The following is an 11,948-nucleotide window of genomic DNA, read 5'->3' on the forward strand; positions in this document are numbered from 1 at the left end:
CGAGCGTGTTGCCGCTTTCGCCGACTGGCTCCATCATTACAATCATCATCGAGGCCACACCTCACTCAACGGTCAGCCACCGGCCAGCCGCGTCACCAACCTCTCAGGTCAATACACCTAGGCCAGCCGCGTGACCTGAAGGCTATTGATCGTGGCTGTACCGCCCACGGCGAAGACCGCGAGGTCGGTGCTGCCCTCGGCCGGGAAAATCAGCTCGGTCATGGTGACCTGGCCGCCTTGGGCGAAGACTTCAACGGAGCAGCGGTCAACGACGATGCTGAGGTCGTAGGAACCGGACGTTGTCCGTACGGGCGCGGTGTCGAGGGAGGGGAAGGATTCGTGGAAATCAGTCTGTCCGGACTCCCGCCGGTCGACGAACAGTTGGCCTTCGTCCGGGCGGATGCCCACGCGGGTCCCTTTGGCACCGTCGCCACGCAGGACAAGTCCGAATTCCTTCGCGCTTCCGGGAGCAAGGCTGACATCAATGCGCTGAACCGTGCCTGCCGCACCCTGCAGCATCCTCACGCCGTCGTCAATCGTGGTGTCCGCAAGTGAGAACGGCTCCAGGGCGGCCAACGCCGTCCAGTCGCCTGCTGGTTGCTGGACCAGTGCCAGATCTCCGTCGATGGATTGGAGGGAGACTTCGCGGGCGAGGCTCATGGGGCTGCGCCAGGGTGTGGTGGGGATGTGGTTGGCGTATTCCCAGTTGTTCATCCACCCGATCATGAGGCGGCGGTTGTCCGGGGCGTCGTTGAAGGAGACAGCTGCGTAGTAGTCCCGGCCCCAGTCCAGCCATTGGTAGTCGCCCCGTAGGTCACCCCCGTTGAGGCCTGAGGTCACCGTACTCGTGGAAATGAAGGAGGTTCCGTCGAAGTCGCCAACGAAGTATTGGCCGGCCGAGCCGCGGTTAGGGCCGCCAGGGTTGAGGTTGACGGTCAGCACCCATTTGAGGTTTTCCGGGTCGCCATCAACTGGCAGCGGGAAAAGATCCGGGCATTCCCAGATACCCCCGGTGGCGTTCGCGGGACCGAAGGTACTCAGGGGTTCCCAGTTTTTCAGGTCTTCGGACTTGTAGAAGACCACCTTGAAGTCTTGGGCTTCGACGGCGACCATCACCCAGTAACTGCCCTCGCCGCCGTCGTACCGTATGACTTTTGGGTCGCGAAAGTTGGCTGACCGGCGGTCCAGTACAGGGTTGTCGGCGTGCTTTGTCCAGGTGTAGCCCCCGTCGAGGCTGTAGGCCAAGGACTGGGCCTGGATTCCCTCGTGCTGGGAGCCTGGTTTGTAGGCGCTGGTGTAGATGGCTACGAGCGGGGCAACAGAACCGGCGCCGAAGCCGCTGGTGTTGTCCCGGTCATAGACCATGCTGCCGGAGAAGATCTCTTCGTTTTCGTCGCAGGGAATGGCGACAGGGTGTTCTGTCCAGGTCAACAGGTCTGTGGACGTGGCGTGTCCCCAGGACATGTTTCCCCAGACGTTGCCCAGCGGGTTGTTCTGGTAATAGAGGTGGTAGGCGCCCTCATGGAAAATCAGGCCGTTGGGGTCATTGAGCCAAGTATTTCGTGCTGCGTAATGCAGGGCAGGCCTGTAAACGTCGGCGGTGGCTGCTGCATTGTTCGTAGTGAGGGTTTCCATGGGTTCCTTTTGGAAGTCTGGGTTATTTGCTGGCGCCGGCCGTCAGGCCTTCTCGCAGGGTTCGTTGGCCGAAGATGAAGACGACCAGTGCCGGCAGCATGGACAGGATCACGCCGGCGAGGACCACGGAGATGCTGCCGGTTCCGAGGTTGCCTTGGAGCGTGACCAGGCCGAGGGGAAGGGTGAAGTTCTGTTCGCTGATGGTGAGGATCAGTGGCCGGAAGAACTCGTTCCAGTGGAAGTTGAAGGCAAGGATCCCGACGATGGCCATGCCGGGGACCGCCAGGGGAACGTAGACCGAACGGAAAATCCGCCACGGCCCGGCTCCATCCAGGGCGGCTGCTTCGGCGAAGTCGTTTGGCAGGCCAAGGAAGTACTGGCGCATCAGGAAGGTTCCGAATGCTGTGGGAATGGCAGGCAGGATCAGGGCCAGCAGGGTGTCGGACAGACCCATTCCCCGGATCAGCATGAACACCGGGACGATGGTGACCTGCACCGGGACCATCATGGTGGCCAGCACCAGTGAGAAGATGGCGTTTTTGCCGCGGAAGTCCAGGCGGGCGAAGGCATAGCCGGCCAGGGTCGCCGACGCCATCTGCCCAAGTGCAATCAACCCGGTCACCAGGGCGCTGTTCAGGACCAGGAGGCCGACATTGATCTGCTTGAACACTTCCTGGTAGGCGGTGAAGTCAGGGTTGATGGGAAGGAAGGACGGCGGCAGGTTGAAGGATTCCGACGGCGTCCGCAGCGAGGTGGACAAGGTCCACAGGACAGGGCCGAGGGTCAGCGCCGCTGCCACGGCCAACGCCGCGTATCTGCCGACGGTGCCCGCTGCGGGCAGGCGGCGGCTGCGGGAGGGCTTAGGGGTGATCGGCGTTTCGGTGATGGAACCGGAATGCTTGCCGGTCCCGGTCTGCAAAGTCTGGCTGGACATGGGGGACCTCACTGGTAGAAGACGAAGCGGCGGCTAAGGCGGAATTGCAGGGCTGTGACGGCAAGGATCAGCACGGTGAGTACCAGGCCGATGGCAGAGGCTTTGCCGAACTCCAGTTGCTGGAAGGCGGATTCAAAGATGACCATGACGGCGGTGCGGGTGGAATCGCCGGGACCGCCGTTGGTCAGGACATACGGCTGGTCGAAGACCTGCAGGGCACTGATGATGGCCATGACAGAGGCCACGAGCACAGTGGGGCTGATCAATGGAAGAGTCACATTGCTGAACTGTTTCCAGCCCGTGGCGCCATCCAGGTTCGCTGCTTCGTGCAGTTCTTTCGGGATGTTGGTGAGGGCGCCGAGGAAGAGCAGGAAGGAGAACCCGAAGTTCTGCCACACATAGACCAGGACCACGACGGCGGCAGACGCCGTGGGGCTTGTCAGCCACGGCACAGCGGGAATCCCGACGAGCGACAGGAGCCAGTTCACTACGCCGAACTGTTCGTTGAACATGTACCGCATGAAGATGGACACCGATGCGGCGGACAGGACCAGGGGGAAGAAGAAGGTGGAACGGAGGAACACCCTCAGCCAGGACGGCATCCTGGCCTGCAGCATGGAGGCCAGGCCAAGGGCGATGCCCAGTTGAAGGATTACCGCGACTATGACAAACCCGATGGTGTTCAGGAAGGACACGCGCACGGTGGGGTCCTGTGCCAGTGAGGCGAAGTTGGCGAAACCGACGAACTGTGGCGCGGAGATGATGTCCCAGCGGAAGAAGGCCAGGACCAGCGAAGCGATGATCGGCAGGAACGTGAAAAGGGCCATCCCGAGCACTGTGGGAGCAAGGAAGATCCTCGCCAGCCAACGCTCGACAAAGGAGCGGCGCGCGGCCGGTGGTTTCACGGTTTGCCGTGGGGCGGTGGAAGTGGTGGTCATGAGTTCCTCCTCAGAGCCAGTTCAAGGTCGCGCTGCAGGTTGCCCATCGCTGCCCGGACATCGGCGGAGCTGCCGCTGACCGCGGTGGAGACGTTCTTCATCAGGGCAGTCTCGACGGCCGCCTGCTGCGGCGGCGCGGGGATCGGGCCGGAGGTGGGGAACCTGTCCAGGGTGTCGTAGAAGACTTTCCAGTGACGGGGGCCAGTGGCAGCGTAGAAGGACTCGTTGACCATTGAGCGGCGGGTGGGCGTGGTGTTCGGTTTCGGAATCGCCAGCTGCATCGCTTCGCGGCTGGAGCAGAACTTCACCCATTCCCACGCCGCGTCCTTGTCTTTGGCTGTGCGCATGATTGCGTAGCCGGCAGCGCCGAACTGATGGCGCTGGGTCCGCCAGCGGGGGAAGAACTGTACGTCGAATTGACCGGCGGTCATCCCGGCCTCATGCAGGCCCTGCGCCCAGTAGCCACCGGCCGGCGTGGTGCCGATGCGGTTGTTGCCGAACAGGCCCACCAGGGCGTTGCCGCCCCCGGATTCGGGACGCACGCCGAGTCCCTCGGCGACGAGTTCGCGCAGGTAGTCGAAGGTCTCGACAACCCGCCCGTCCTCGGCGTTGGGAGCCAGCCACTGATACCCGCCGCCGCGGGTACCCCTGGCAGGGTCGTTGGGGTAAAAGCGGTCCCAAAGCCAGTCCCCGCCGGGAGCCTTCGTTTCGGACAGGAAGCTGGTGTCATTGGCGTAAAGCCATGGCACAACCCCGCCAAAAAGCCGGTTGGTCCAGTAGTACGGGGTGAAATCAACGGGGCGGGCCTTGCGCAGGGCCCGCAGGGTGGCGGTGAAGTCGTCCTTGGTCCAATCGTCCTTTGGCCGCTCAAGGCCGGCCTGGGCGAAGGTGGTGGTATTCAGGTACATGTTCGCCGCGTTCCAGTCCAATGGAAGCTGGTACAGGCTTCCCTGGTACATGAAGGCTTCCAAGAGGCTGGGATGAACGTCGTCGAAATAATCGCTCATCGCCGTGGCGTCCCGGCGGACATAACTGTCCAAAGGCTCGGCGAGCTTGTCGGCGAAAAGTTGGGCACCTTCGGTGGCGACATAGACGACATCCGGCGGTGTTCCCGCAGCAACCATGGTCAGGATCTTGGAAAAGAAGTCCTTCCAGTCCGCACCCTGGATGGCCTGCAGCTGCACTGGAATGTCCGGATGCGCGGCGGTAAAGGCCTGGATCAGGCCCTGGCGTCCCGCGGCATCCGCGGCCGTTCCAAGGATGGCGATGTTCAGGGCCTTGCTGCCCCGGCCCGGGATGTCTGCGCCGGTCAGCCGGGGCCACGCCCCCACGGTGGCTCCCGCCAGGGCGAGTCCGCTCAAGCCCAGCATGGAACGGCGGGTGAGTTGTGAAAGCTTGCTGCCGGACTGCAGCGAATGCGAAGGGGCTTGTTGCCCCGGTGTCTTTTCAGACGTCATTGTCGGCTCCTCCTAACACGTGTTAAGTAGGTTAGGAGTGGTACCTAACACGTGTCAAGAACTTTTTCGTCCGTTACTTTGTAAGGGTCGCGCGCGGGGATCCCCGGGGAACGGCTTTACCCGTAGGCAGGGGAAAACAAGCTCAATGCCGCCGGGGCGGCCGGATAGGGGAACCCGCCCAGAATTCTGAAGAGTGTCAGCTGAAGCGGGGGAGTGGGGGTCCTGCCCTATCAGGAAGCAGGGGGAGCGCCAGTAGATGCCCGGGTGATGATCCGGCAAGGCACCAGGATCGTTTCGCCCTCATGAGTCTCTGCCGCGGGCGCTTTTCCTTCGACCTCATCCAAGAGCATCGACATGGCCGTTGCTCCGATTTCGGCGTGCGGAAGTGCCACGGTGGTGAGGGCGGGAACAAGGTTGGCGGCCACATGCTGCTGATCGTCGTATCCAACAACGGACAGATCCTGGGGAACACGCAGCCCTGCGGCTGCCGCATACAACAACACGCCGGTGGCTACCCTGTCGTTGGAGCAGATGATCGCCGTCGGCCGGTCTCCGCCGCCCAGCACAGCGGACGCAGCCCGGTAGCCGTCATCGATGTCCCAGCCGGTCAGGTGGACGCGTTGTTGTTCGCGGCCTAGTCCGGCTTCTTCCATCGCTTCGCGGTAACCCTGTTCGCGCTGCGGGGCGGCAGGTGAGCTGAGGGTCCCCGTTAGCAGGGTGATGCGGCGGTGGCCCAGGTCGATCAACAGCTGTGCGGCTGCACGTCCACCGTCGACCTCTGCAGGGATGACCGAGCGGAACGGGGAGGCGGCGTCAGTGCAGTTGGCAAGTATCGCCGGCAAGGTACGCATCGTTGCCGGGGTGGTCACTTCGCGCAGGCTGCCTGTCGCATACATGATGCCGTCCACCTGCCGGTGCGCGAGTTGCTGTGCCGCGGTGCTTTCGCGGGACACGTCGTGCTCCGAATCGATAACAAGGACCATGTATCCCCGGGCAAGGGCCGTGCGGGAGGCGCCACTGATCAACCGGCCTGCGAAGGGGCTGGTGACGATGTCATCCGTGATAACCCCGATAGTAGAAGTTTGTTGGTTGCGCAGACTTACGGCAACTGAATTGGGTGTGTAATCCAGTTCCGCCGCAGCGCGAAGGACGCGCTCTTGTCGTTCCGCCGTGACGTTGCCCTGGGCCCTGCCATTGAGCACAAGCGATACAGCGCTGCGGGACACTCCTGCCCGCTTTGCCACATCCAGTGCGGTCGCCTTACGTTTGGCCATGCTCATTCCCCTTGCCTCTCGGACCAGCTTAGCTAACTCGTGTGAGGGACTCTTGTCGGGATGCGGTACCTCAAGCGCAGGCAAGCTTCGACCCCGCTTTCGAAGCCGCCCGCCAGGCCGTCCGGAAGAGCCTCGATTAAACCGACTCACAGCACGGGCACAGCGATAACCAGTGCGGGGCATATCTGCGCGGGGTCTCCTTGGATCATGAACACTTCACGCACACCCCGCCAGTCCGACTCTGACCAGCCGCATCCCGATCACGACCGGGGCCTGGAGTTCGACTTGAACACCCTGGTGAGCCGCAGGTCCCTGGGACTGTTCCTGGGGGCAGGCGGTGCGGCCGCCGCGCTCGCCGCCTGTACCCCGGCCGGAAACACGAGTGCCACCTCGTCGGCCACCTTTACGGCTACCGCCGCTGCGTCGTCCTCCGCTGCTGGCTCGGCCACGGACGCCGCCACCGCCACGCCAACCCTGACGCGCGCCATCGCCGAGTGCGGCGTGGAAATCCCCAAGGAAACCGCGGGCCCCTACCCCGGGGACGGCTCCAACGGACCGAACGTCCTGGAAGCGTCCGGAGTGGTGCGCCGGGACATCACTTCGAGCTTCGGAACCGCGTCCGCCAAGGCCGAGGGCATTCCGCTGACGTTCACGCTGACCCTCCTGGACAATGCCAACGGCTGCACCCCGATGGCCGGTGCCGCGGTGTACGCGTGGCACTGCGACCGGGACGGGAAATACTCGATGTATGACTCCAGTCTGAAAAGCGAAAACTACCTCCGCGGTGTGCAGGAAGCCGATGCCAACGGGCAGGTCACGTTCACGTCCATCTTCCCCGGCGCCTACTCCGGGCGCTGGCCGCACATCCACTTCGAGGTGTTCGAGTCGATGAACAATGCAACGGCTGCCGGGCAGGTACTGGCCGTCTCCCAAATCGCCCTGCCGCAGGCAGCCTGCGACGACGTGTACGCCACCCCCGGGTACGAGCGCAGCATCACGAACATGACCCGCACAACGCTGAAATCGGACAATGTGTTCGGCGACGACGGCGGCATCTACCAGTTGGCAACGATGACTGGTTCAGCCGCAGCCGGTTATACGGCGGGGCTCAACGTGACCATCTGATACGGTGCTTTGCCTAGCCGAAGTGCACGGCGTTCCATTCCAGGAGCCGTGGCTCGGCCAGCCCTTCCGTCACGAAAGGGTCTCCGGCGACGAAACGTTCGGCTTCCTGACGCGACGTAAAGATCCCCATCGAGCTGGCAGCCGGATCCGGAGTCCCGAATGCGCCCAGAGCCACCAGTCCGCCGCCACCGGCGTGGAAGGCCTCGTAGTAGGCCTTGTGGCGGGGGAAGGTCTCCATGATTCGGGAGCGGTCGATGCCCTCCCGCACTGTGTACAGCACCACACATTCCATGCGGCAGAACTTACCACTTGGGGGTCGTGCGAGAATGACCGCATGACCCATCCAACTGAGCCTTCCGCTGTGGTACCTCAAGTGCAGCCAAGCTTCGACCCCGCCTTCGAAGCCGCTTACCGGGCTGCCCAAAAGAGCCTCAAAGAGGGCGGTATTCCGATCGGGGCCGCCCTTGCCCGCGACGGTGTGGTCATCGCGAGCGGGCACAACGAACGGGTCCAGAGTGGCGACCCGATAGCGCACGGTGAGATGTCCGCCCTTCGCGCGGCAGGCCGGCAGAAGAGTTACCGGGACACCACGCTCTACACCACCCTGGCCCCGTGTGCGATGTGCACGGGAACCATCATCCAGTTCAAGATCCCGCGCGTGGTGGTGGGTGAGGCTCGGACGTTCGACGGCGAGTTCGACCTTTTGCGCTCGCGCGGTGTTGAGGTGGTGGTCCTGGATGATCCGCGGTGCGTGGACATGATGCGTGCGTTCCAGGAAGACAAACCGGACTTGTGGGCCGAGGACATCGCGGAGGAGCCCGCCGGCTAGGGCTGTTGCTTGCCGGCGCCGTCCCACCGGGCTCCAGGGCATCAGCGGTTCCACTCCAAGGAATCGAATTCATCCAATGGACTGCGCGTTAGAGTGTGCAGCAGGCAACCCGTTCCAACCGCGTTATGCCGGCAGTTCCCATCCCGTTGTCAGGAGAGGTAATCAAGAGATGTCCCACGATCCGTATGCCGCACTTCCCCAGCTTCCTGAATTCTCCTTGTCCAGCCCAGAGATCCAGGACGGGCAGGCGCTCCCTGCGGCCCAGGCGAGCGGGAAGATGGGAGTCGACGGCGGAGAAGACCGGTCTCCGGCACTTGCCTGGGAGGGGTTCCCGCCGGAGACCAAAAGCTTTGCCGTGACGGTCCTGGACCCGGACGCTCCCACCGGCAGCGGGTTCTGGCACTGGGCAGCCTTCAACCTGCCGGCGTCCACTACCTCCCTTCCGTCGGGTGCTGCCGAGGCCGGCCTGCCCGGGCCTGCGGTGCAACTGATGAACGACGCCGGCTTCCGGGGCTTCGTGGGCGCGGCTCCTCCTGAAGGACACGGTCCCCACCACTACCACTTCGTGGTTCACGCAGTGGATGTTGAACAACTCGACATCCCTGCCGATGCAAGCCCCGCCTACCTCGGCTTCCAGCTCTTCAGCCAGGCCATCGGACGGGCCCGGCTCACCGCCACATTTGAAGTCCAATAACGGAACAGCCAGCCACATTCTGCAGGCGCAGCCGGAGAATGTGGCCGGCCCCGAAGGGCGTCCCGAACACGACGTACCGGTCAGAATCCGACGTCGTCCCTGCCCTTGAGGCCCAGCATCTGGCGGGCTTCATCAGGCGTTGCAATTTCAAAGTTGAGGGCTTCGAGAATGGTGCGGATGCGGGTGACCTGCTCGGCGTTGGAGCGTGCCAGCTGGCCCGGGCCGATCCACAGCGAGTCCTCCAGCCCCACCCGGACGTGGGAGCCCATGGCTGCGCCGATGGTCGCAAGCGGCATCTGGTTCTTGCCGGCGCCAAGGATGGACCACTGGTAGTCGTCGCCCAGGAGCCGGTCCGCGGTGCGCCGCATGTGCATCAGGTCCTCGGGGTGTGCCCCGATGCCGCCGAGCAGGCCGAAGACGGACTGGACGAACAGCGGTCCCTTGGCCAGGCCACGGGCATGGAAGTGGGCCAGGTTGTTCAAATGGGAAATGTCGTAGCACTCGAACTCAAAGCGCGTCCCGTTGGCATTCCCGATCTCCAGGATGGTCTCGATGTCCTGGAAGGTGTTCTTGAAAACCAGGTCGCGGCTCTTCACCAGCCCTTCGCGTTCCCACTCGTGGGTGAAGTCCTTGAACCGGTCCAGCAACGGGTAGAGCCCGAAGTTCATGGACCCCATGTTCAGCGAGGCCAGCTCGGGCTTGAACAAGGCCGCCGGCTGCATGCGCTCTTCGACGGTCATGTGCGGTGACCCGCCGGTGGTGATATTGATGACCGCGTCGGTGTTCCGCTTGAGCTTGTCCAGGATGGGCTCGAAGTGCTCGGGATTCTGCGATGGGCGCCCGTCCCGCGGATCGCGGGCGTGCATGTGCACGATGGCTGCTCCTGCTTCAGCGGCGCCAATGGCCGCATCAGCGATTTCCTGGGGCGTGACGGGCAGGTGTGCGGACATGGATGGGGTGTGGATGGCACCGGTTACGGCGCTGGTGATGATGACCTTGCGTGTTGCTGCCATGGGAGGTTTCCTTTCGGGGTCTTAGTAGAGCTTCTCGGTGTTGCCGTCTACGGCGAAGGCCTGGCCGTTGACGTTGCGCGCCATGTCGCTGGCGGCGAAGACGGCCATGTTGGCAATGTCCTCGGCTTCAATCAGTCGGCCCAGCGACGACTGGTTGCGGTACAGGGCGGAAACGGTGTCCACGGGCTCGCCCAGCATTCCCGCTTTGGCGGCGATCACCGCATCGATACGCGGACCGTTGACGGCGCCGGGGCAGATGGCGTTGACCCGGATTCCCTCTGCTCCGAGCTCGATGGCGAGGGTCTTGGTCAAGCCGATCACCGCCCACTTGGAGGCCGAGTAGGCGCTCCGGCCGGCCATGCCCAGGCGGCCGGCCGCCGAAGAGAGGTTGATGATGGATGCCCCCGGTGCGGAGCGCAGGAGCGGCAGGGCGTGCTTGATGCAGTAGAACTGTCCGTGGATGTTGACGTCGAAGGTCGCTTTCCAGGCCGTGCTGTCGATGGATTGGATGGGGCCGGTCGGTCCGGCGATGCCGGCGTTGTTCACCAGGACATCGAGGCCGCCGAATTCCTCCCGGATCCGGGCCATGAGGTCCTGGACCTGCGATTCGTCCGATACGTCGCTGACAGCGGCCTGGAAGCCCTCGGCACGCGCTTTTTCGACGGCGTCGGGGTCAATGTCCGTCACGAACACATTCGCCCCGTGGGCCTTGAATTTGGTAGCGATTGCCAGGCCAATGCCGTTTGCGCCGGCGGTAACCAGGACGCGTTTCGAACTGAAATCCATGATGTTCCTTCGTTGAGGGTCAGGGGGGCAGAGAGGTGTTTTGGGCGTGCGGGATCACGGCGCCGGCAATGGATGCCGGTGCCCGGGCTGGTGAAGTGGACGGGCGGTTAGGCGGGCGGTGCGTTACACCCGCACGTTCTCCCGATGTGGATGCGGTGCGGACAAATCAAAGAGCTGTAGGTGTTGGACGGGGACTCGATCCTGCGGAGCAGCATGGCGAATGCCTCCTGGGCCATTTCCTGCTGCGGCTGGACAATGCTCGTCAGGTTGATCAACCCGGAACGGCTGTGGGCCAGCCCGTCGCATCCTGCAACCGCCACATCCTCGGGGATGCGGAGACCCTGGGCAAGCGCGTATTCCATGACGCCGATGGCGAGCTCGTCGCTGCCGCACACCACGGCCCGTGGCGGTCTGGGCGAGGAGAACAGCCGTTCGGCTGCCAGCCGGCCGCCTTCGTTGTTGACGCGCGTGCTGATCTTCCACTCGCCGCTAATGGTGACGCCCGCAGCAGCCGCAGTGCGGACAAAGGCCTGCTCACGGGTGAGGGACGCGGTGGAGAAACGCGGTCCCACCACGGTGGCAATGTCCGTGTACCCATGACCGAGCATGTGTTCCATCAGCATGCTTGCCGCGGCATCGTCATCAATGCCCACGAAGTCGCCTTGCAGGAAGTCGGCCCTTCGGGACAGGCAGACGTAGGGGATCCGGGCAGTCCGCAGGGTGCGTAAGGCGGTGGCGTCCTCCCGCAGGGCGGCGGCGAGGATGACGCCGTCCACGTTGCGGTTCGCGAGCGTGGCGGTGACCTGTGCGAGCGTGGCCGCGTCGTCCTGCGTGGTTGCCACGAACACTTCGTATCCGGATTCGGCGGCTGCGGAGATGATGCCCTGGGCCCACCGGGGATACATGGGATTGATGATGTTGGGCAGGATCAGCCCCACGACACGGGTCCGCAGCGGATCAGAAGATGAAGACGACTTACGGGGCCTGAACCCCAGTTCATTCGCCACGCCGATGATGCGCCGCCGGGTTTCGACCGACACACCACCCTTGCCGTTCAGCGCGTAGGAGACTGTGGCTGGGGAAACGCCTGCTGCGCGCGCAACAGCGGCGGCGGAAACCGGCGCGGGGCGGGGCCCGGAGGTTCGGGACTGCTGAAGGTTTGATTGACACTTTGCCTGTGAGGATTTGATCCTTGCGGGTGGAAGGATGTTCCTCATGCCCAAAGCCTTTCCCGAAGAGTTCCGCCGCGATGTCGTGGCGGTT

At 63.7% G+C, this 11,948-nt stretch carries 13 protein-coding genes; 4 read left to right on the forward strand and 9 right to left on the reverse strand.

The window, feature by feature from the left end; all coding sequences use genetic code 11:
• Positions 1-121 (forward strand): integrase core domain-containing protein (locus tag ACETK3_RS20920; protein WP_373993569.1); only part of this gene is annotated, 121 nt, incomplete at its 5' end.
• Here ACETK3_RS20920 and ACETK3_RS20925 read toward each other — a convergent pair.
• The 5 genes from ACETK3_RS20925 to ACETK3_RS20945 form a co-directional block, all read right to left on the reverse strand.
• Positions 118-1,635 (reverse strand): glycoside hydrolase family 32 protein, encoded by a 1,518-nt coding sequence (locus tag ACETK3_RS20925; protein WP_237429181.1) that lies wholly within the window; start codon positions 1,633-1,635, stop codon positions 118-120. The two genes, ACETK3_RS20920 and ACETK3_RS20925, sit on opposite strands and share 4 nt — an antisense overlap.
• A 22-nt stretch (positions 1,636-1,657) precedes the next feature.
• Positions 1,658-2,569, reverse strand: a complete 912-nt coding sequence (locus ACETK3_RS20930) for a carbohydrate ABC transporter permease (protein WP_237429180.1) — start codon at positions 2,567-2,569, stop codon at positions 1,658-1,660.
• An 8-nt stretch (positions 2,570-2,577) separates the two neighbouring features.
• Positions 2,578-3,507 carry a carbohydrate ABC transporter permease gene (locus ACETK3_RS20935; RefSeq protein WP_373993562.1) on the reverse strand — a complete coding sequence of 310 codons (930 nt, stop codon included), beginning with the start codon at positions 3,505-3,507 and terminating at the stop codon, positions 2,578-2,580.
• Positions 3,504-4,964 carry a sugar ABC transporter substrate-binding protein gene (locus tag ACETK3_RS20940; RefSeq protein WP_237429178.1) on the reverse strand — a complete coding sequence of 487 codons (1,461 nt, stop codon included), beginning with the start codon at positions 4,962-4,964 and terminating at the stop codon, positions 3,504-3,506. Before ACETK3_RS20940 ends, ACETK3_RS20935 begins: the two co-directional genes overlap by 4 nt.
• Positions 4,965-5,194: 230 nt before the next feature.
• Positions 5,195-6,238: a LacI family DNA-binding transcriptional regulator gene (locus ACETK3_RS20945; protein ID WP_237429177.1), complete on the reverse strand. Its 1,044-nt coding sequence runs from the start codon at positions 6,236-6,238 to the stop codon at positions 5,195-5,197.
• A 207-nt stretch (positions 6,239-6,445) separates the two neighbouring features.
• On the opposite strand from ACETK3_RS20945, the gene ACETK3_RS20950 reads away from it, so the two are divergent.
• Positions 6,446-7,363 carry an intradiol ring-cleavage dioxygenase gene (locus ACETK3_RS20950; RefSeq protein WP_373993563.1) on the forward strand — a complete coding sequence of 306 codons (918 nt, stop codon included), beginning with the start codon at positions 6,446-6,448 and terminating at the stop codon, positions 7,361-7,363.
• 13 nt (positions 7,364-7,376) lie between these two features.
• Here the strand turns inward: ACETK3_RS20950 and ACETK3_RS20955 are convergent, their stop codons facing one another.
• Positions 7,377-7,643, reverse strand: a complete 267-nt coding sequence (locus ACETK3_RS20955) for a hypothetical protein (protein ID WP_373993564.1) — start codon at positions 7,641-7,643, stop codon at positions 7,377-7,379.
• A gap of 54 nt (positions 7,644-7,697) precedes the next feature.
• Between ACETK3_RS20955 and ACETK3_RS20960 the strand changes: the two genes are divergently transcribed.
• The gene (locus tag ACETK3_RS20960; RefSeq protein ID WP_373993565.1) at positions 7,698-8,192 is read left to right on the forward strand and encodes a nucleoside deaminase; all 495 of its coding nucleotides are present in this window, start codon (positions 7,698-7,700) and stop codon (positions 8,190-8,192) included.
• Positions 8,193-8,361: 169 nt separating this feature from the next.
• Positions 8,362-8,886, forward strand: coding sequence for a YbhB/YbcL family Raf kinase inhibitor-like protein (locus ACETK3_RS20965; RefSeq protein ID WP_237429173.1), 525 nt, complete (start codon positions 8,362-8,364; stop codon positions 8,884-8,886).
• A gap of 80 nt (positions 8,887-8,966) precedes the next feature.
• Here the strand turns inward: ACETK3_RS20965 and ACETK3_RS20970 are convergent, their stop codons facing one another.
• The 3 genes from ACETK3_RS20970 to ACETK3_RS20980 form a co-directional block, all read right to left on the reverse strand.
• Positions 8,967-9,899: a 3-keto-5-aminohexanoate cleavage protein gene (locus tag ACETK3_RS20970; RefSeq protein WP_373993566.1), complete on the reverse strand. Its 933-nt coding sequence runs from the start codon at positions 9,897-9,899 to the stop codon at positions 8,967-8,969.
• A gap of 21 nt (positions 9,900-9,920) precedes the next feature.
• Positions 9,921-10,685: an SDR family oxidoreductase gene (locus ACETK3_RS20975; protein WP_373993567.1), complete on the reverse strand. Its 765-nt coding sequence runs from the start codon at positions 10,683-10,685 to the stop codon at positions 9,921-9,923.
• A gap of 107 nt (positions 10,686-10,792) precedes the next feature.
• A complete protein-coding gene (locus ACETK3_RS20980) occupies positions 10,793-11,902 on the reverse strand; it encodes a LacI family DNA-binding transcriptional regulator (protein WP_373993568.1) in 1,110 nt (369 codons plus the stop codon).
• Positions 11,903-11,948 lie beyond the last annotated feature (46 nt).

Origin of the sequence: Arthrobacter sp. E44 (assembly GCF_041877125.1) — a bacterium.
Taxonomy (GTDB): domain Bacteria; phylum Actinomycetota; class Actinomycetes; order Actinomycetales; family Micrococcaceae; genus Arthrobacter.